Consider the following 19,556-nt stretch of genomic DNA (forward strand, 5'->3'; position numbering starts at 1 on the left):
GTGACGAATTCGATAGATGTGATTGTCATCGGAGCCGGGATTGCCGGTAGTACGTGTGCAATGCAACTGGCAGGAAAAGGTCATCGAACCCTTTTGCTGGATCGCCAAGAGTTCCCTCGACACAAAACCTGTGGTGAGTTCATGTCACCCGAAACCAAGGAAATGCTGGAGGTTCTGGACATTCACCTTCTGGACCAGACGAAGAAACCCAGTACCATGGATCATGCCAAAATCGTTATGCCACAAGGTGGAGTGATCGAAGCACCACTGCCGGGATTTGCATATGGCATAAGTCGATATGAGCTGGACCAGATTTTGCATCAGAAGGCTCTGGCGGCCGGAGCCCAGATTGTTACCAAAGCGACCGTAACGAGTATTGAGCAGCTTGAGGATGCCAGTTATGAGGTTCAAGTGAAACAGGGAGATGAGCGGATGAGCTACAGAGCCAAAGCCGTCATCGGAGCACATGGTACCAAGAAGCCGCGTGGGATGGCTTCCGCACCTGAACTGCGAGACCAAACCGTATATGTTGGGGTTAAATCCCACTTCAGCGGAATTGAGATTCCTGCACGGGTCGAGTTATATTTTTGTGAGGGTGGTTATGTGGGGATTTCCCCCATTGAAAATGGCAATGTGAATGTCGCCGCATTGTTGACACTGGATACCGTACAGGGAAGTGGCAAGTCTGTAAACGATATTTTACAGGCGGCTTCCCTGAAGAACGTGAGTTTGGCAGCCCGTTTAGCCGAAGGAAAACCTGTAGACGGAACGCAAGTATCGATTGCACCGCTGCATCTGTCCAATGTTCCTGAACCTTGGTCTCAATATCCGCATATTGGAGATGCCATGCTGATGATCCCGCCTTTATGTGGAGACGGGATGTCCATTGCCCTTCGCTCCTCACTCCTGTGTGCAAGGTGGACCGACAAGTACCTGCAAGGCGACATTGAACATGCCGATTGGCAGAGTAATTACACGCTGGAAGCAAGCCGTGAATTCACCCAATTGCTCAGACGCGCAAGAAGAATTCAAAAGCTGGCTTTTGCCAAAACCAATAAATTCTATCCTGGTCTGGCTCGGATGATCCCCGGTTTAGCTGCTTATGTCGTGAAGGCCACACGGTTATCCGAGATGAACGCAGCGCGCTAATTCATTGAAACTTTGCTCGCGAAAGAGGTTGCTGACGGCGGCCTCTTTTTTGGTGTATACATATAATTTTGTGGAGACAGTTTGGAAATTCGGCAAATGCTCGTATAATAGAATCTAATGTAACGATAGAGAACTAAGTCAGATGAAATGTCGGGAGGCACTATTTAAGATGAACTATTCATTTTCCAATCGTATCGCAGCACTGCAACCATCCATTATTCGCGAGATTCTGAAAGCTTCCTCGGGGCAAAATGTGATTCCATTCTCTGCGGGAAACCCCGCACCGGAAACCTTTCCTATTGAGGCGATTCGCACGTTCACCCAAACCATTCTGGAGCAAGACCCGGTCACGGCTCTGCAATATGGAATTACAGAAGGATATGTTCCCCTCAGGGAAGCATTAACGCAACATTTGAAGACAGGTTTTGATACGGGTAAGCCATCCGATCAATTGTTCATTGTATCTGGAGCGCAGCAGGGGATTGAGCTTGCCTGTAAAGTGTTCTGTAATGAAGGGGACACGATTATCTGTGAGAGTCCGAGCTTTATTGGTTCACTCAACTCCTTCCGGGCATCCGGTGCGAAGCTTGCGGGTGTTCCGATGGAGATGGACGGTATGGATATCGAGAAGCTGGAACAGGCGCTGCAAACGGAGCCCAATGTGAAAATGATCTATGTGATCCCAAGTTTTCAGAATCCTACTGGTGTAACGACAAGTCTAGCTAAACGTAAGGCTATATACGAGCTGGCTAAGAAGTATGGCGTTATGATTTTGGAAGATAATCCGTACGGAGAACTTCGATTCAACGGAGACGATGTGCCAACCATCAAGTCTATGGATGATGAAGGTCTGGTCATCTATGTTGGATCATTCTCCAAAATTTTGTCGGCGGGACTACGTGTCGGTTTTGTACAAGCGCCACATGAAGTGGTGGAGAAGATGGTTGTTGCCAAACAGGGAGAAGACGTACATACCGCCATGCTTCCACAGATTCTGGCATACAAGTTCATGACAGAATATGATTACGCGGGGCACATTAACAGCATTCGTGAGGTATATCGGAGAAAAGCTACATTGATGATGGACAAGCTGCAAGAGCATATGGGTGAGTCCGTTAACTACACTCAACCGGATGGTGGACTGTTCCTCTGGTGTGACCTGCCAGCACATGTGCCGATGCTTGATTATGCCAAGACAGCGGCAGCTCAAGGGGTTGCGGTTGTACCGGGAAATGCATTTCTGGTGAACGAGCAAGACCCTTGTAATGCCATCAGACTTAATTTCTCAACCCCGTCAGACGAACAGATTATCAAGGGTGTAGATATTTTGGGTCAGGTATTGAAGGGCTACAACGCTTAATATTGCATAAAAAGTAAAATACAATAATCCATGAGAAGTCGCCAATGGGCGGCTTCTTTTTGGCCTTTCACAGCCCTTAATTATCAATTAATGCACTTAATTCTGCCTGAAAAACCTTTTGATTCTTCTGATTAAAAGTACTCAGCAGCACGGTAACAATCCCATTACCTTTTCGTCGGGGCGTTAGTCCAATAACTTCTGCAATGACATGAAGTTCATCATCCGGAAAGACCGGCTTCAGAAATTGAATGTTATTCATTCCGGTTCCCGCCACGACATGTTCTCCATAGACCCCGACCTCAATCCATAATTTAAAGGAGATATTCATCGTTTGCATGCCAGAAGCAATGATACTGCCAAAGCGGCCTTGCTTGGCTTTCTCCTCATCCAAATGCATGTACTGTGGATCATAGATCGTGGCAAACTCCATAATATCGTTCTTGGACAATGCCAAGGATGTGGTTTCGTAGCGCTGACCTATTACATATTCACTGAATCTCATGAAGGCACCTCGGTTTCTTTAATATGTTTTTCGTAGTCGATGTCTTGGAAAGAGACATGACTGGACTGACGTGTTAAAATGCTAGTGAACACGCCGGTGTTATGCTGTGTTACCGACATAATGAAATAAACAGATGAAACTGTCTTTGAGGAGTATATATGATGATAACGATTAAAGATGTAGCCAAGATGGCGGGAGTAGCCAGTTCAACCGTATCTTGTGTACTCAACGATAAAGGCAATGTAAGTGAGCCAACAAGACTCCGAGTACTTGAGGCAGCGAGCCAACTTAATTACGTTAGGCATGGTCCTGCATCTGAATTAAAACGAAATAGTACACAAACCATTGGTATTATTGTCCATGACATGTCCAGTCCGTATTTCTCGGATTTGGTGAACGGAATAGAAACTGTCGTCATGAGTCATGGATACGATATGATCGTATGTAGTTCGTTGGGTGGAGAGAAATCAACAGCCCATCGTTACATCCGAGAAAGAAGAATTGATGGAGCTATTGTTATCGCTCAGAATATTCAAGATCAATTGCTGATTGAAGCATCTGAAGCCGGATTTCCAATTGTTGTCATGGATCGGGATCTGGATGCTCAACATATTGTAAAGGTTTTGATGAGTGATACGCAAGGCGGATACCTGGCAACCCGTTATCTGATCGATAAAGGCCACCGGACAATAGCTTATATCAGTGGTCCGTCACAATCGGAATGTAATCTCCATCGTTATCAGGGTTATTTGAAAGCCTTGAAGGAGGCAGGCATTGAAGAGAATCCCGAGTGGAAAATTGGCGGACAATACATGAAGCAAGATGGCTACGTTGCAGCCAAGAAACTGCTTGAAGGAGAGTTGCCCTCCGCGGTTTTCTTTGCAAATGATGAAATGGCGATCGGCGGCATGGAAGCCTTCAGAGAGCATGATATTTCAATTCCCGAGCAGTTATCCGTGATCGGCTTTGACAATATACCTGCATCACAGTACATGAATCCACCACTAACCACCTTTCGTCAGCCAAAGAGGGATGCAGGTCAGCTTGCAGGTCATGTTCTCTTTCAATTGCTGAATGGAGAGGTAGTTGAGACGTTGTATACACTGGACATCCAATGCGTGGAACGCGATTCTGTTCGGCTCCTCAACCTGAGTTGAGGAGTTTTTTTCATTCTATAGAATTTTAAATACTTAAAAAGAAAGGAGAGTAGCCATGAATGCATAATATAAAGACGAGGAGTTTTTTTGCTTTGGAAATAAATGGAGGGTGATACGATGGGCGTACCTACGTTTCTGGAGACAGGTCATATGCAGGAAGGTTTTCCCATTCGGGTAATTCACACAGGAAATCAATTCAATTATGCCGCACACTGGCATGATGAGGTTGAACTGATTCTTGTCAATGGTAAGAGCGCCAGAATTGGCGTGAACGACCACGTTTGTGAGTTGGAAAAAGGGGATGTGCTGCTGATCAAACCAGGGGATGTGCACTGTTTTTTTCCAGGGACTGAACAGCTAACCATTATTTTGTTCCGACTCGAATTGTTAACGGGAAGTTTCACGACCGAAGCTGAAATTCAGGATCTCGGACAACTTTTTAACAAAACAACAGTTATTCCCTCGAACACGGGAAGTCAGAGCAAACTGGCTCATTATATAGATGTCATCATTACCGAGAAGAAAAACCAGAAGCCGGGATATCGATGGTTAATGGTATCCAGATTATATGATCTCATCATACTTTTACTACGTACAATTGTACCGGTTACCACCGATGAATCAACATCTTCAGGATGGCCCTGTACTTCCTCCAAAAAATTTGAATTCCTTGAATCAGTTTGTGAATATCTGGAGGAGCACTATGCTGAACCAATCAAGCTGGAACAGGTGGCGGAACATATTAAGTTCAGCAAGTTCCATGTCTGCAAGCTGTTCAAAGAGATCAAGGGCGTAACACTGATGGAATACTTGAATCATTTTCGAATTATCAAATCAGAGTGGGCCTTATTGTTCCGTCAGGATACCATTCTGGAGATTGCGATCGGGCATGGGTTCAACAATGTAAACTCCTATAACCGTCTTTTTAAAAAATATAATGACTGCACACCCTCCGAATTTCGTAAAAAACATCGTACGAATATCACAAAATATGGAGGGTAATGCACAATATTTGTGGAGAAAGCCCTCTCCAAAATCAATATACTCTAATAAATTGTAAGCGTTTCCTTTTTGAAGGAGGGGGCCTATGAAGAAGTGGTTTAAGCCAACAATTGTATTTGTATGTGCAGCACTGTTGTTAGCTGGTTGTCAGTTCAGTCCATCCAATCAAAGCAAGCAACAGGAGATTACCGTGTGGAGTTTTACGGATGAAGCAGGATATGCCATCGAGAAATTCGAACAGCAATATCCTGACATCAAAGTGAACTTTGTCAACATCCCCGGTAATTTCTATATCACCAAGCTGAAATCTGCGCTACAGACGACCTCGAAGGCTCCGGATGTATTTATGATTGAAAATGCGAATATTCGAGAACTGATTGACGTTCCATATCTGGAGAATCTATCAGCTTCGCCGTATAACGCCAATGAACTTATTCAGGAACAATATGCTTTTGTGCAGGCCAATGAAAAGGACAGTGAAGGAAATGTCAGAGCGATAGGTTACCAGGGAACACCAGGGGGCATCTATTACCGTCGGGATTTGGCAAAGGAATACTTGGGTACCGATGACCCTGAGAAGGTGGGTTCACAGATCGATACATGGGAGAAGATTTTCGAGATTGGAGAGAAGGTGCAGCAACTTAGCGGGAATAAAGTACATGCATTGGCGAATTGGAATGCGATATCGAATTCATATGATGGTATACCTTGGGTGAAGGAAGGCAAACTTGTCATCGACCCAACCTACTTGAAAGTACTCGATCTTGTACGTGAAGCACGTGAGCGGAAAGTACTTGCCGAGTATGATGATGGAAGTGCCGGTTACGCTGCATCCATGCAAAAAGGAGAGGTCATGTTCTATCCCGGGGCAACCTGGGCCCTGCAATTTACGTTCAAGGCAAATGCCCCGGATACCGAAGGCTTGTGGGGATTGGCGCAGGGACCGTCAGCGTTTAGTGCAGGCGGAACTTATATAGGGATGTATAGTAAAAGTGACAAAAAAGATCTCGCCTGGAAGTTTATCGAGTTCTATAACTTTAACCATGATTTTCTGTCGGAGCTCGCGAAAGAGCAGGATTATTTCACGAGCAACATGGTTGTGAATGATGAACTTGCTCCGTCTCTCTCATCGTCCTATTTGGGAGGACAGAAGCATTTCGAATTTTTCTCAGAGGCTGCGAAACGGGTTCCTGTATACGAACGCACCAAATATGATGCGATTATTAACAACGATATCTACAAGAATGTACTCCAGTTGTATCTCAATAAGGACATTCAGACCAAGGAAGAAGTCGTAAAGCGAATCAAACGTGATGTCACCTTGAGATTTCCGGAGCTGGAAGTGGAATAGCTTAGGACGGTCTGATAACCTTCTTCGGAGTTTTCAGACACGCCCTCGAAGTAAGCGATGGTTATACACATCACACATCCGATGATAACTGGGGGGATAGAACATGTTTGCCAAAACGATTCGCAAGGACCATTACGGCTACTATTTCATTGCTCCGTTCTTTATTATTTTCACCATTTTTGGGCTTTATCCCATTTTATATTCGCTCTATATCAGTTTCACCAACTTTGATGGCATCACGACTCCTGACTTTGTAGGAATCGGTAACTACGTGGCTGTACTACAAGATCCGTTGTTCTACAAAACCTTGTTTAATACATTATTCATCTGGGGCGTATCTGTCGTTCCGCAGCTGACGATTTCCCTGGTGTTGGCCTTTATCCTGAATGATAAGCTGCTCAGAGGACGGGATTTTTTCAGAGCCGTATACTTTTTCCCGAATATCGTAACGGCTGCATCACTCGGGTTACTTGTCAGCCTGATCTTTGACTGGCAATCCGGAGGACTGAATCATTTTTTGGTGCAAACTGGCATCATACAAGATCCAATTAACTGGAAAAATGATCCCTGGTTTATGCGTCTGATTGTGTCCTCGATTCTCTTTTTCCAATACTTTGGCTATTCCATGGTCATCTACCTCGCAGGTCTTCAGGGGATAGATCCGTCGTTATTGGAGGCTGCGCAGATGGATGGAGCGAAAAAGAAACATATTTTCATTCATATTATCGTGCCAATGCTCCGTCCAATTATTTTGTTTCAGATGATTACCTCCATTATTGGTGGCATTCAGATTTTTGATCAACCATTTACATTAACCAATGGCAATGGTGGTCCTGACCGGGCAGCCATGACAAGCATTATGTATCTCTATAATGTCGCATTTCAGAGCACTCGTTTTGGGTACGGCGCTGCAATCGCATTTTGTCTGTTTATTATCATCATACTGTTGTCCGTTGCATCCTTCATCATGACCAAGCGGAAGAGCCGTTCATAGGGAGGGGAGTTCTCATGCAAACTGCAAAATCAGTTGAACAACCAAATGCAGCGATTCAGCAATATGCCACCACAAGGCGACTGACGGCAGGCAAGATCATCATCTATCTGTTATTGATTGGTCTTGCCGTGCTGTGCATTATTCCATTTTATCTGATGCTCATCTATTCAACACACAACAATGCAACGATTGCTTCAACATTCACCTTTCTTCCCGGATCGTTTTTGGTGGATAATTATATGAACATGGTATCGAAAATCAACATTTGGCGTGGGTTTGCCAACAGTATTTTCATTGCAGGATCATCAACTGTATTATCTCTGTATATTGGTGCTTTGACCGCATACGGTTTTGCCAAATTCAAATTCAAAGGGCGCAACTGGTTGTTCCTGTTTCTGTTAGCAACCATGATGGTGCCGGGTCAGTTGGCCCTGATTGGGGTATATCGCCTATTCAGTATGTTGGGGCTTCTGGACAGCTATGCCGCGATTATTTTGCCGGCTGCGGCTAACGCGTTTAATGTATTCTTTATCAAACAGTTCATGGAGAGCAGTATCCCGGATGAGATTATTGAATCTGCACGTGTGGACAGTGCCGGTGAGTTCCGGACGTTCAATCAGATTGTATTGCCTATTCTGGGGCCGGCCATCTCCGCCCTTGGCATCTTCACGTTTATTGGGTCGTGGAATAATTTTCTAACACCGCTTGTACTGTTTTTCTCCCTGGATAAATACCCCCTTCCAGTACTAGTTGCGTTAGTTCAGGGTTACTATGGGATGGATTATGGGCTCTTATACTTGGGTGTAGCAATCTCAATCCTGCCTATTATTGTTGTATTCTCTGTGTTTTCCAAACAGATTATCGGAAGTGTTGCTTTGGGTGCTGTAAAAGGATAGTGACGAATTGTATAACGGAATATCAGGGATGCAAAGGGTCCTTTATTCTGATTATATTCTCAGGGTCGCTCAAGAGGGCGGCTCTTTTGCTATTCAATATTTTGCGTATATATACCAACGTATAAGTAAAGGATACCTTTAACTGAGAATATCTGGACGAGCATGCGCAGAAAGGGGAGGGCGGTATGGACACATCACAGATAACACAACAGAACCTGCCGTTAACCGGACATCTTGCTATTGATCAGGAAATGTTAAGCTCCGTTTTTGCAGGTTGCTCGGATGTTATGTTTCATACATTCCAAACCGCATGTCATACTTCAGCACTATGTGTATATTGTGTGGGTTTATGCGATACAGAGCGGCTGGAGAGACAAGTTCTAACCCCCCTTCAGGAAATGGGGATTGAAGCTGCGCAGGTTCCCCTGGCTTCAGTTAAAAGTGTTGAAACAACTACTCAGGCGGTGCAGGCGATATTAGAGGGGGAAGCTTTGTTACTACTGGAAGGTTCAATGATTGGAACTACATACCCTCTATACAAAGCTGAAAATCGTTCAACCGAGGAACCTTTAGCTGAATCGACCGTGCGCGGTGCACGGGATGGATTCACAGAATCGTTAACGATGAATGTATCTCTTCTTCGCAAACGTCTTAAGACACCTGCATTGAAGCTTCATACACGTAATATGGGAGATCGAACCAACACCAGTATTTCACTTGTATACATGGAGGGAATTATCGACCCCAAGCTGGTAAAGGAAGTGAAGACACGACTTTCGGATTTAAAACTTCGTGACGTACTGGAGAGTCAGTACATTGAAGAAGGCATTGTTGATCAGCGGTACTCCCCATTTCCACAGATGATTGCGACGGAGCGTCCGGATGTTGTCGCTTCCAACTTGCTGGAAGGTCGCTTTGCTATTTTTGTGGACGGAACGCCTTTCACTCTTATTGCGCCAGTGACCATCTTTTCCATGTTACAATCCCCCGAAGATTATTATCAAAATGTGTTTATGAGTGTTTTTGTACGCTGGCTGCGATACATTTTTTTTGTGTTATCCATGCTGCTCCCATCCGCTTATGTAGCAATTACGACGTTTCATCAGGAGATGATTCCGACCGTATTGCTTCTCAGTATTGCGCGGGCGAGAGAAGAGATCCCTTTTCCTGCACTGGTGGAAGCGCTCATTATGGAAATCGCCTTTGAAGCACTGCGGGAGGCGGGCGTCCGATTGCCGAAGCAGGTCGGATCTGCAGTCAGTATCGTGGGAGCTTTAATTATTGGTCAAGCGGCGACGAGTGCCGGAATTGTGTCAGCCCCCATGATTATCATTGTTGCGATAACCGGTATCGCTTCTTTCATGATCCCTCGTTACGCTGCCAGCATTGCGACCCGATTACTGCGTTTTCCTATGATGTTTCTGGCGGGAACGCTGGGACTCACAGGTGTCATGTTGGGAGTTATCCTGGTTGTCATTCATCTGAGCAGTCTTCGTTCATTCGGAACACCTTATCTGTCACCAGTAGCCCCTACGATGAGCAAGGAACTCAAGGATGTATGGTGGCGTCCAGCACCAAGGAACAAACCGGATTAGAACAATTCATACTCAAGCAATCAAGGGAGAGGGATTACACATGTTAACTGACAAAGGAAAAATATCAGAGACTCAATTGGCATTCATGATCTTTCCTGCCATTCTCGCAACAGCCATCTTGTCTGTTCCTGGAATTACAATGCATTATGCAGGTCATGACATGTGGCTCTCTCCAATTATAGGCTCCCTTATTGGTTTTGCAGCGGTAGCGATCTCTATCGGACTGGATCGCCTGTACCCCGGAAAAACGCTCATTCAATCGAGTGTATCGATTGCGGGACGTATCTTTGGAAAATTAATAGGATTGGTGTATATCATTTTTTTGCCCCATTTGACGGGCTTGATTATACGGACGTACGGTGAATTCATCGTTAACAATGCACTTCCGCGGACTCCGCTATTCGTTGTAATGGGGACGATGGTTGCGGTGTGTGCGCTGAATGTCAGACTAGGAATCGAAGTAGTTGGACGCACGTCTCAAATCTTTGTGACCCTGCTTATCGTGTTGCTTAGTCTAATCTTCATTCTATTGATCGGGGAACTGACTCCAGCGGAATTATTCCCTTTCATGGAGAACGGACCGCTACCTAGCATTAAAGGAGCCCTTGCTCCTGCTGCATGGTTTAGTGAATACATCGTAATTGCCTTCTTGCTTCCTTATGTCAATCGTAGAAAACGCACAACACGAGTTATGTTGGGTTCCCTTATACTAACGACAACCGCAATGACGGTAATCAATCTGTTTTGCCTTTTTTTAATTGGAGATCTGACGGATAGCTTTGTATATCCGGTTATGATTGCCGCAAGATACATAACCATTGCAGACTTTCTGCAACATATTGAATCCCTGATTATTGCGGTTTGGATTTTTGGAATCTTCGTCAAGATTTCTGTTTTTCTTTATATTTTTGCGACATCCACAGCAGAATGGTTCGGTTTGAAGGATTACAAACCCGTCGTTGTGCCGCTTTCGTTTCTATGCATGGTTTATGCCTACTGGGTTGTGTCCGGCGGATCAGGTACATCCAGTCTGATTGGCCCTTCAGCTAATTTGTATACGATCAGCATTTTATTAATCCTTCCGGCTATGATCTACGGTGTCGCATGGCTGAAGAAAGGGTGGGCACATTTTCGAAAGAATCAAGCGAACACCTGATTGATGGGGGAGGAGCACTTGCGAATATATAGAGTACTACTAATGCCAATATTGTGTTGTGTACTTTTAAGTGGATGCTGGGATCGCATTGAGATTAACGATTTGGCTATCGTGCTGGCTACGGGTATAGATTACGAAGATGGCAAAGTGCAACTGACTTCACAGATTTTCATTCCGCGAAAGGCCAGTGCAGGAGATAGCAGTGGGAGCGGAGGCAGTCCAAGCGGGGTTACGATGATTCGAACAGCGGAAGGACTTACAATTGCTGAGGCATTGAATCGGTTACAACGTAAGGTTCCCCGGAATATGTTCTGGGGCCACTGCGAAGTCATCATCATTAGTGAGCAAGCCGGTAAACGCGGTATCCGCGAGTACATCGATTTCTTCCTGCGTTATCCCCAGTTTAGGGAGCATGCATATGTCTTTTCCAGCGAAAGGGCGGCAAAAGATATCCTTGCCTTGCTTGATCCTCTGGAGCGGAGTTCTGCTGAATCGCTGCGTGAGATGGCCAATCTGAAGCTGGGTACACGGATTACCGCTCTTGAACTAGGTAAATCGATCGAAGGTCCAGGCAGCTCGGTCATCTTGTCTCGCATGTTAATCTTACCCCCGGAGCCCGATCAGGATAAACTGACAACCACCCCATATGTAAAAGGTTTGAGCTTGTATAAGGAGGATCGCTACGTCAAGACGGTCAAAGAACCACTAAGCGTAGGTGTACTATTACTTGCAAAAGAACTGAACAACATTATCATGCCTGTTGAATTTAAGCCGTTAAAAGGTTCTTTTTCGATCCAACCCATTGAAATCCAAACGGTCTTGAAACCTCGGATTGTAAATCAACAGTGGAGTATGAAGGTCGACATCCAAACCCGGGGAGAAGTGGTGTTAAATACAACGGAGGCCGATCTGACTGATCCCGCTGTGTTATCTAAACTGGAACAGGAATGGTCAGCTAAGCTTACAACACTGGCTCATGATGCTTTAGAGATGGCCCAGAAGGAGTTGCGCACCGATTTCTTCAAATTTGCTGTTGAATTCCGCAGATATTATCCGAACCAATGGAAGAAGCAGGAGAAGAACTGGGAAACCATCTATCCTGAATTGGACGTGGAAGTCAAAGTGGATGCACATGTAGTACGTACCGGGAAATCTACAGGCCCGCAGGGGTTACCTGATGAGGACGAAAATTGAACAGAGATCGCTCCTGTTATAGAGAATGAGGTGATTGTATGAAAATAGGCTCAATCCTTGGAATTTTGATGCTGGCGGCTGCGATAATGTATGGAGAGTGGAAGAGTAGCAAAGAGAAGCGAGCCAGAATAGTGAGTGCGGGGATTACTGCAGTGGCGACAGTTATTGGGATCATCCTTCTCTTTCAGCCCCGTTTTCCTGGTCCTACTCAGGTTATGAAGCTTGTATTTGGAAGCGTGGATAAATTAATGAAGTGAAAATATGGAAACAGAAGGACCACGTCTTTACGTACCATAGATGAGGTCCTTCTGTTGTTTGAAGTGAGCTGCATCAGCTCAAAGATGTCTATTCTTTGATTACTGAAGCGTTCACGGCATCTTCCATTTTTGTATTGTAGGAACGGAACAGACCCAGACGCCAGAACGCGGCTCCTTTGAGTTCATAACGTTTGGCAAGACCGAGCTTGTCATCTACCGAGGAGGGCGTTTCACTGCTTAAACTGATCCCGAGCAGAAGTTTACTCTTCGGAACACCGGCCTCTATAGCTAATTGAATCGCCTGATTTACAAGACTATTTGGCTCAGGTACCTGAGATTTGGTGCCAACCGGATTATACTGATAGGCCATAATAATAAGATCATCCGCAATAGAGGCAAGTGTCTTGTAATCATAACCCTTATAAGCACTATTTAGAGGCGGGACCGCTAGTGATAAGGATGTATCCTGGGACAAGGAACTCTTTAATTGCTTCACGTAAGCATTGAGCAGCTTCTGTTGTTCTACTGCATCCAGTTTAAAGCCCAGTCCTTCAAAATCCAGAACAACTCCACCAAAACCATGCTCTGTGACAGCAGCACTTATGCCTTCAATTGATTTTTGCCGCAACTCAGCGTTACTCAATACTTTGGTCAGTTCGCCGTTTCCATCCAAGGCATATACCATAAGCTGCGGTTGGATCTGCTGATCTGCCGCGTCAGCAACGATGGACTGCGGCGTAATATCACCCGAAGCAGCAGGAAGACGGTACTCATCCCCCTGAAGTGTAAACTGACCTTCGCGATCAATGCGGCTCCAACCAAATGCTACAGAATTCATGGAAGGAATAAGATCCTTTTCTTGAAAGGATTGCAATGCATAGAAGGCCCTCAGGTGCATCTCGCGTTGTGGAGATACGAGGGAGACCGTCTTGGTTGCCTGATTCCAGCTTACTTGTACACCGAATTGGTTACTGAATGAACTTAGTGGAATGAGCACGCGTCCCTCCCGCTGAACGGGTGCTGCTGGGAGAGTAACTTTCTTCCCGTTTACGGTCGCTGTAGTACTACCCACTTGAAGCAGTACTTCTGTTGCTTGTCCTTTCACAATTTGCGTCGCTTTTACAGTTTGTGATTTGCTATTCCAGGTAATATCGATGCCAAGGGCTTCCCCGACCGTCCGAAATGGAACGTACGTGACACCTTTCTCAATACAAGGAGCTGCATCAAATTTCAGGGGGACATCATCCAATTGAACCGAGATGGCTGGGGCAGCATAGGCTCCACCGATATTTGGGGTACCCCCGATGATAGAGAGAGCAATCACCGTAACCGCAGCAATTTTTCCTGCACGTTTAATAAGCATCGTTTGTTTCCTCCTACTAATACTTAATAATAGAATCATGTTTTATAACAAAATCTAGTAATCTAGCATATGTAGCATAACAAAATTTTCATATCGTTCCAATATAAGAGTCCGAAAACTGCAGAAGAAAGAACAAAAAACCAGTTTTCAATTGAAAGAGAGTGGCCTAAATAACCCCATACCTCTAATGGGAAACAGCTTAGAGGCATGGGGTTATACGTGTTTTTAATCTGAAACAACAAATCCTTCGAAATTCTCAGGTCCGACCCGTGTTGTACCCAGCAGGTTTGTACTGATAAACGCGGTGTAGGTTAATTGGGGCATGAGCGGGGGGTTATAGTCAGTGGTAGCGAAGACAATCACCTCTGGGTTAAGCAGACCATCTAGACCATAGGTGTGGTTTCCCGAGTACACGATTGGATCGGTTGCGATTGTACCTCGTACAACAGTAATCCTCACTACAAAAAGTGCACGCGGCAATTGCACCGTGATGGTTCCTTTTAAGGAAACTCTTAGATTGGTTCCGGCTCCAGCAGTTATGAGACCAATCTGGCCAAATAATTCTGGTGTAAGGATCACTGGAATCGGTATGGAAATGGAATTAAACAAGGCGGCATTCTGTGATGTCCGTGCATCTAGAAATTGCGTCAATGAATATACCTCCTATCTGTTCCAGATAGAATAATATATTCCTCATCGGGATATTCGCATGGACGGTGGGGCAATGCTGGAAATATTAAAGACAAACTGACTGCCCAAATCACTGGAATCTTTAAGCCATACCACGCCACCCATAAATTCAGCAAGCTGTTTACAGATGGACAGGCCCAATCCCGTTCCGCCATACTTCCCTGAATTACCATGAATCTGAGAGTAGGATTTGAACAACAGATCCTGACAATCCTGTGGGATGCCGATGCCCGTATCCTGTATTTCGTAGGTTGCATGCAGAAGCCCTTTTTTATCAGCAGATACTTGAGCAGAGATACATACTTCACCTTTCTCCGTGAATTTAAGCGCATTCCCAACGAGATTAATTAGAATCTGACGAACTTTGTGTTGATCACCCATTAGCATCACATGATCATTGATGTTGTATTCTGCGTACAAACAAATTCCTTTTTTCTGTGCTTCAGAAGAGAATAATTGTAATACATGATCTACTGTTTCAGTGACACTATAGGGATTGATCTCCAAAGAGATCGCACCAGCCTCAGCTTTCGAATAATCGAGAATCTGATCCATCATCGATAGAAGACTTGTGCCACTAGACTCAATGACATTAACATATAACGACTGGTCGTCATTTAGCCGGGTAGATTGTAACAGATTGGCCATCGCAAGAACACCATTCATTGGTGTACGGATTTCGTGGCTGAGCACTGCCAATAAATTGTTCTTTTCTTCAAGTACTTTTGCAGCGGTTTCTTCCGCTTGTTTTAACTGCTGCAGCGTCGTTTCCATCTCAAGAAGACTTGTGAAAAATGAAGACAAGGAGAGAAGCAGATCCACGTCTCTTTGCTGATAGGAATAGAAATCCTGATCAAATGAGCAGAGGGAGCCGTAAATCTCTCCGTTCTCATTATGTATAGGTACCCCTACAAATGAACAACCGCCTACGAATTCTGTAGCATCCATATGTTTGGTTAAAGGATGAGTAAGATTATTATTTATCACCAACGGGCCTTGGATATGTTCTGTCACAAGCGCACAGTATGACTCGGCGTTTTCAACGACTAGTCCCTCACCCAGAATTAGTTTGTCACGATTATATACGTTCAGAACTTTGGTGGACAGGTGATCCAACTGGGCAATACAAAACGTATTTGCTGGAATTAACCTGCTTGCCGTGTCCATAACATTAGCAGCCGAATCATATAATTTATGTGAGACTATAGATAGTACATCAATGAATTCTGTTTTTAACATATTGATTTGACTCCTCCTGATTGTAGAAATTCGTTGTGCACTGTATTCAGTATATATGAATTCGAAGAATTGAGCATGTATGGTTTTGACAGTGGAAGATGGAAATGAGAAAATATAGTGCTGTAGAACATGAAAAATATATAAATTGGTGGAGGCATCTCAATGAATCAGCGTTTTCGAATTACCCGGTCCATACAAGATAACAATGCGGAACAATCCATCTCCCTGGAAGAGTGCAAACTTTACTTTGAATCGAAGCCCGAATTTACCTATTCACCGGTTCTTCATATTGTCGGAGCAGAGAGCACCATGTCCATCGATGGGGATTTTTTTATGTGGGATCTTGAGGGAACACAGATTGCTTTTCGTTTGTACATGGGCGATATCTATGTGGCTATTTCTAACGAGGCAATTGTCCCCAAAATGATGGAGATTGCAACGGATCTGCGTGCAGATATTGTTGAAGGATAAATAAAAGGCTGAGAATTAGATCTGGATAAAATGGAATCAAATCGTTGTAGTGCGTTTGGATAATCCTGTAAAAATGAGACTAAAGGTTCATTTATATTCCATATGTTAGCTTGTAATATATGGAATATAAATCATTTTACAGGAGAGTGAATGAAGTGAAAAAGACTAAATTAATACTTGTTGTATTCATGAGCATGATTCTCGCCATATCGGTACCTGGGATGGGCTCAAGTTCAAAGGCTTCTGGAGCTACTGCACGTACACCCATTGTATTGGTACACGGACTGACCGGTTCAGATAGCAATTTTACAGCGATTGAGAGTTATTTGCGTAGCCAAGGGTGGACGAGAGATGAACTATTCGCGATTGACCTCCCTAGCAAACAAGGAAACCAATTATTGAACTCCGCAGCCATCAGTCGTTTTGTAGATGATGTACTGCAACAAACAGGTCACACAAAAGTTAACATTGTAGCGCATAGCATGGGCGGAGCAAATAGTCTGTATTACATAATTAATCGTGACGGCGCTTCCAAAGTGGACAAATTAATTACCCTGGGAGGGGCTAATCGATTGACCACTACTACAGCTCCGAGTGGAATAAAGGTGACTTCGATCTATTCCACCAGTGATACGATCGTGTCCCCGGCACTGTCCCGGTTGAACGGGGCGAACAACATTTCTGTTTCCCTTGTATCCCATATCGGTCTGTTGTTCAATTCACGGGTAAACGCCCTGATCAAAACCGCGTTGAACGAGTAGCTAAATTGGTAATAGTGGCATGCTTTCATAATATACTGAATGATTGATTTGAACACGACTGACCATTCATGGTTAGTCGTGTTTTTCGTATTATCCGAAATAGCTCGCTGAGGTAAGATTCAAAAATAGCTACATCCGTTCTATAATTAGAAATCAGAATGAAAAATGGAACAAGCTAAAGGAGTCTGGATTCATGCAATCTCAACCGAATGATCGAATTAAAGTTCACCCAGGCTTTTGGGCCGGATTATATCAATTGGGAATTGGTGCAGAAGACATCGCTCGGACAGCACAACTATCTCTCGAGACAATAAATAAACCTGTAGTGACCCAATCTCAGTACTTTGCAATCTGGCAGGCTTACTCTGATCTCATAGGGGACACCGCCGAGGGCATCATCAAACTTGCAACCGGATATGAGATATCCAAGTATCCTCCGCCTGTGCTGGCGATGTACCATGCTCGTGATTATCGTGATGCGTTGAATCGAATGGTCCGTTACAAGCAAATGTGTCCTCCCGAGAGTTTGCAGATTACCGAAGCAGGGGAGGAATGTATCATTGAACTCGAATGGTTACATAAGGAGCTAACAGGTCCGCCATTATTGGTCGGTATTACGCTGGCATTTCTGCTTGAACTTGGACGTAGGGGTACAGGCCAGCCTTTGATGGCCAAAAGGGTCGAGTTCTCCCAACCGATGGGCAACGTATATACGCTTGAAGCTTACTTTGGCTGCCGAGTTGAGACGAACTCCAACTATAATCGGCTGACGCTGGAGCGAAGAGATCTGAGTCTTCCATTTCTCTCGTATAACGAGGAGTTACTGGAGATTCTGACCCCGGCTCTGGATCGGTCGCTGAACGAACAGAAGAACAGTCATTCCATTACTGAAGTGGTCAAATGGATCTTGAAACGCAACCTCACAGGAAAGCGCCCTGACATCCAGGCGGTCGCCAAAGAACTTCGTATGAGTGATCGTACCTTGCAACGGCGACTGACGGAAGAAAATACAAACTTCAAGCAATTATTAACCGAAGCCAGACGTGAGCAGGCCAGGGAGTACCTGGCAGATCCTTCGCTCGATATCAAAGAGGTCGCATTCCTGGTTGGATATGAAGACCAGAATTCGTTCTATCGTGCGTTTCGGACCTGGGAAGGAGATACGCCATCGAATTGGCGTGTCAGGCATTAACTCTGGCGCAAGATGCTAGTTACTGAGCCCTTCAGACTGCGTAATATTATAACTATCCAGTGCATGAAGCTGTTGATAATGTTCAAAAATAGCTGCCGGATAGTTGTAATCATGAAGGAGAAATGCAGGATGGATATGGGACTAAAAGAGAAAACAGCCTTAGTTACAGGATCAACAAAAGGAATTGGTAAGGCGATTGCCATGGAACTTGCCCAAGAAGGTGTTCATGTGCTGATTAATGGACGCAATGATGAAGAGGTGGAACATACCGTTCGTGAAATCAAGACCACTTTTCCAGACACCTCTCCGCAGAAGGCCACGGCTGATCTTGTAGATCAAGCGCAACGCCAAGTTTTATTTGAGAAATTTCCCGAAGTTGATATATTAATCAATAGCATGGGCATATATGAGATCATGAAATATGAAGAATTGAATGATGAAGTGTGGGAGAGATATTTCCGTATTAATGTGTTGGCTGCCAATGGCTTGTCTCAATTTTATTTACCTAAAATGATGAAGAACAATGACGGGCGCATTATTTTCATCGCAAGTGAAGAAGCCCTAATGCCCTCAGGCCAGATGCCCCAGTATTGCATGACCAAGTCAATGCTACTGTCATTATCCAAAAGTTTGTCCAAACTGACAGCAGGCACCGACGTTACGATTAATACGATCCTGCCAGGCCCAACACTGTCCGAAAACGTACGGGAAATCATTGAGGGCATATACCCAGATGAGACGTTGACTTTCGAGGAAAAAGAGAAAGACTTTATGATAAAAAATCTGCCTCAGTCTGAATTACAGCGCTTCATCAAACCAAGTGAAATAGGCAGACTCGCCGCTTTTGTATGCAGCCCGTATGCTTCAGCCTTTCGAGGCTCTCCCATCCGTATGGACGGGGGCATGGTACCCACCATATTCTAAAATTGTTCAGGATACAGCATAAGTAACGATAAGAAGTCGCCAGTATTGGCGACTTTTTTAATGCCCATGTTAAAGATCGTTGTTGATATTTGCTTACACAAATGTTCTATAATGGAGTCATCAATCTACGAGGAAAGGTTGGAGCGTAAATGATTATAAGAAAAGCAATATTAATGGAATAGTGTTGACGATGTTCTAGGAAATTTATAACCACACGTCAATATGATAAAAGATACTATTTAGCTTTGAAGACGTTTGTTTTGAAAAGAGGTACGGTATTTTATACATAAGACCTATGCGAGG

General features: G+C 44.5%; 19 protein-coding genes. 15 read left to right on the top strand and 4 right to left on the bottom strand.

Features of this window, described 5'->3' with window-relative positions; all coding sequences use genetic code 11:
- Together MKY85_RS13970 and MKY85_RS13975 are read left to right on the top strand one after the other, a co-directional pair.
- Complete coding sequence (locus MKY85_RS13970) at window positions 1–1,149, top strand: NAD(P)/FAD-dependent oxidoreductase (RefSeq protein WP_339242499.1); 1,149 nt, start codon at window positions 1–3, stop codon at window positions 1,147–1,149.
- Between the two features lie 169 nt (window positions 1,150–1,318).
- Entirely contained in the window at window positions 1,319–2,509 is a 1,191-nt protein-coding gene (locus MKY85_RS13975; RefSeq protein WP_339242501.1) for a PLP-dependent aminotransferase family protein, read from the top strand.
- A gap of 76 nt (window positions 2,510–2,585) precedes the next feature.
- On the opposite strand, the gene MKY85_RS13980 is transcribed toward MKY85_RS13975, so the two are convergent.
- Window positions 2,586–3,011, bottom strand: coding sequence for a MaoC family dehydratase (locus MKY85_RS13980; RefSeq protein WP_339242503.1), 426 nt, complete (start codon window positions 3,009–3,011; stop codon window positions 2,586–2,588).
- A gap of 158 nt (window positions 3,012–3,169) precedes the next feature.
- Between MKY85_RS13980 and MKY85_RS13985 the strand changes: the two genes are divergently transcribed.
- The 9 genes from MKY85_RS13985 to MKY85_RS14025 all read left to right on the top strand — a co-directional run bounded on the left by MKY85_RS13985 (window position 3,170) and on the right by MKY85_RS14025 (window position 12,613).
- Window positions 3,170–4,168: a LacI family DNA-binding transcriptional regulator gene (locus tag MKY85_RS13985; protein ID WP_339261043.1), complete on the top strand. Its 999-nt coding sequence runs from the start codon at window positions 3,170–3,172 to the stop codon at window positions 4,166–4,168.
- 117 nt (window positions 4,169–4,285) lie between these two features.
- Window positions 4,286–5,170 carry an AraC family transcriptional regulator gene (locus MKY85_RS13990; RefSeq protein WP_339242507.1) on the top strand — a complete coding sequence of 295 codons (885 nt, stop codon included), beginning with the start codon at window positions 4,286–4,288 and terminating at the stop codon, window positions 5,168–5,170.
- An 85-nt stretch (window positions 5,171–5,255) separates the two neighbouring features.
- Window positions 5,256–6,521 (top strand): extracellular solute-binding protein, encoded by a 1,266-nt coding sequence (locus MKY85_RS13995; RefSeq protein ID WP_339242508.1) that lies wholly within the window; start codon window positions 5,256–5,258, stop codon window positions 6,519–6,521.
- 103 nt (window positions 6,522–6,624) lie between these two features.
- Window positions 6,625–7,515, top strand: coding sequence for a sugar ABC transporter permease (locus tag MKY85_RS14000; RefSeq protein WP_339242510.1), 891 nt, complete (start codon window positions 6,625–6,627; stop codon window positions 7,513–7,515).
- A 14-nt stretch (window positions 7,516–7,529) separates the two neighbouring features.
- Entirely contained in the window at window positions 7,530–8,411 is an 882-nt protein-coding gene (locus MKY85_RS14005; RefSeq protein ID WP_091016464.1) for a carbohydrate ABC transporter permease, read from the top strand.
- Between the two features lie 185 nt (window positions 8,412–8,596).
- Complete coding sequence (locus tag MKY85_RS14010) at window positions 8,597–10,006, top strand: spore germination protein (RefSeq protein ID WP_339242512.1); 1,410 nt, start codon at window positions 8,597–8,599, stop codon at window positions 10,004–10,006.
- A gap of 40 nt (window positions 10,007–10,046) precedes the next feature.
- Window positions 10,047–11,162: an endospore germination permease gene (locus tag MKY85_RS14015; protein WP_339242513.1), complete on the top strand. Its 1,116-nt coding sequence runs from the start codon at window positions 10,047–10,049 to the stop codon at window positions 11,160–11,162.
- Between the two features lie 18 nt (window positions 11,163–11,180).
- Window positions 11,181–12,356: a Ger(x)C family spore germination protein gene (locus MKY85_RS14020; RefSeq protein WP_342573000.1), complete on the top strand. Its 1,176-nt coding sequence runs from the start codon at window positions 11,181–11,183 to the stop codon at window positions 12,354–12,356.
- Window positions 12,357–12,394: 38 nt separating this feature from the next.
- Complete coding sequence (locus MKY85_RS14025; RefSeq protein WP_339302543.1) at window positions 12,395–12,613, top strand: hypothetical protein; 219 nt, start codon at window positions 12,395–12,397, stop codon at window positions 12,611–12,613.
- A gap of 88 nt (window positions 12,614–12,701) precedes the next feature.
- Here the strand turns inward: MKY85_RS14025 and MKY85_RS14030 are convergent, their stop codons facing one another.
- The 3 genes from MKY85_RS14030 to MKY85_RS14040 all read right to left on the bottom strand — a co-directional run bounded on the left by MKY85_RS14030 (window position 12,702) and on the right by MKY85_RS14040 (window position 15,905).
- Entirely contained in the window at window positions 12,702–13,976 is a 1,275-nt protein-coding gene (locus MKY85_RS14030; protein WP_342573001.1) for a stalk domain-containing protein, read from the bottom strand.
- Window positions 13,977–14,201: 225 nt separating this feature from the next.
- Window positions 14,202–14,627 (bottom strand): hypothetical protein, encoded by a 426-nt coding sequence (locus MKY85_RS14035; RefSeq protein ID WP_339242519.1) that lies wholly within the window; start codon window positions 14,625–14,627, stop codon window positions 14,202–14,204.
- A gap of 42 nt (window positions 14,628–14,669) precedes the next feature.
- Window positions 14,670–15,905, bottom strand: a complete 1,236-nt coding sequence (locus MKY85_RS14040; RefSeq protein ID WP_339261051.1) for an ATP-binding protein — start codon at window positions 15,903–15,905, stop codon at window positions 14,670–14,672.
- A 162-nt stretch (window positions 15,906–16,067) separates the two neighbouring features.
- On the opposite strand from MKY85_RS14040, the gene MKY85_RS14045 reads away from it, so the two are divergent.
- The 4 genes from MKY85_RS14045 (at window position 16,068) to MKY85_RS14060 (ending at window position 19,253) form a co-directional block, all read left to right on the top strand.
- Window positions 16,068–16,376: a hypothetical protein gene (locus MKY85_RS14045; RefSeq protein WP_339242523.1), complete on the top strand. Its 309-nt coding sequence runs from the start codon at window positions 16,068–16,070 to the stop codon at window positions 16,374–16,376.
- A gap of 188 nt (window positions 16,377–16,564) precedes the next feature.
- Window positions 16,565–17,137 (top strand): alpha/beta fold hydrolase, encoded by a 573-nt coding sequence (locus MKY85_RS14050; RefSeq protein WP_339261414.1) that lies wholly within the window; start codon window positions 16,565–16,567, stop codon window positions 17,135–17,137.
- A 193-nt stretch (window positions 17,138–17,330) separates the two neighbouring features.
- The gene (locus MKY85_RS14055; RefSeq protein WP_342573005.1) at window positions 17,331–18,329 is read left to right on the top strand and encodes a helix-turn-helix domain-containing protein; all 999 of its coding nucleotides are present in this window, start codon (window positions 17,331–17,333) and stop codon (window positions 18,327–18,329) included.
- Window positions 18,330–18,458: 129 nt separating this feature from the next.
- Complete coding sequence (locus tag MKY85_RS14060) at window positions 18,459–19,253, top strand: SDR family NAD(P)-dependent oxidoreductase (protein ID WP_342573007.1); 795 nt, start codon at window positions 18,459–18,461, stop codon at window positions 19,251–19,253.
- Window positions 19,254–19,556 lie beyond the last annotated feature (303 nt).

The sequence above is a fragment of the Paenibacillus sp. FSL R5-0749 genome, assembly GCF_038595085.1.
GTDB lineage: Bacteria > Bacillota > Bacilli > Paenibacillales > Paenibacillaceae > Paenibacillus.

What these genes read in the sequence shown, in the direction of transcription:
- MKY85_RS13975 (WP_339242501.1), top strand. Translation starts at nt 1,319, where the DNA reads ATGAACTATTCATTTTCCAATCGTATCGCAGCACTGCAACCATCCATT.
- MKY85_RS13980 (WP_339242503.1), bottom strand. Translation starts at nt 3,011, where the DNA reads ATGAGATTCAGTGAATATGTAATAGGTCAGCGCTACGAAACCACATCC.
- MKY85_RS13985 (WP_339261043.1), top strand. Translation starts at nt 3,170, where the DNA reads ATGATGATAACGATTAAAGATGTAGCCAAGATGGCGGGAGTAGCCAGT.
- MKY85_RS13990 (WP_339242507.1), top strand. Translation starts at nt 4,286, where the DNA reads ATGGGCGTACCTACGTTTCTGGAGACAGGTCATATGCAGGAAGGTTTT.
- MKY85_RS13995 (WP_339242508.1), top strand. Translation starts at nt 5,256, where the DNA reads ATGAAGAAGTGGTTTAAGCCAACAATTGTATTTGTATGTGCAGCACTG.
- MKY85_RS14000 (WP_339242510.1), top strand. Translation starts at nt 6,625, where the DNA reads ATGTTTGCCAAAACGATTCGCAAGGACCATTACGGCTACTATTTCATT.
- MKY85_RS14005 (WP_091016464.1), top strand. Translation starts at nt 7,530, where the DNA reads ATGCAAACTGCAAAATCAGTTGAACAACCAAATGCAGCGATTCAGCAA.
- MKY85_RS14010 (WP_339242512.1), top strand. Translation starts at nt 8,597, where the DNA reads ATGGACACATCACAGATAACACAACAGAACCTGCCGTTAACCGGACAT.
- MKY85_RS14015 (WP_339242513.1), top strand. Translation starts at nt 10,047, where the DNA reads ATGTTAACTGACAAAGGAAAAATATCAGAGACTCAATTGGCATTCATG.
- MKY85_RS14025 (WP_339302543.1), top strand. Translation starts at nt 12,395, where the DNA reads ATGAAAATAGGCTCAATCCTTGGAATTTTGATGCTGGCGGCTGCGATA.
- MKY85_RS14030 (WP_342573001.1), bottom strand. Translation starts at nt 13,976, where the DNA reads ATGCTTATTAAACGTGCAGGAAAAATTGCTGCGGTTACGGTGATTGCT.
- MKY85_RS14040 (WP_339261051.1), bottom strand. Translation starts at nt 15,905, where the DNA reads ATGTTAAAAACAGAATTCATTGATGTACTATCTATAGTCTCACATAAA.
- MKY85_RS14045 (WP_339242523.1), top strand. Translation starts at nt 16,068, where the DNA reads ATGAATCAGCGTTTTCGAATTACCCGGTCCATACAAGATAACAATGCG.
- MKY85_RS14050 (WP_339261414.1), top strand. Translation starts at nt 16,565, where the DNA reads ATGAGCATGATTCTCGCCATATCGGTACCTGGGATGGGCTCAAGTTCA.
- MKY85_RS14055 (WP_342573005.1), top strand. Translation starts at nt 17,331, where the DNA reads ATGCAATCTCAACCGAATGATCGAATTAAAGTTCACCCAGGCTTTTGG.
- MKY85_RS14060 (WP_342573007.1), top strand. Translation starts at nt 18,459, where the DNA reads ATGGATATGGGACTAAAAGAGAAAACAGCCTTAGTTACAGGATCAACA.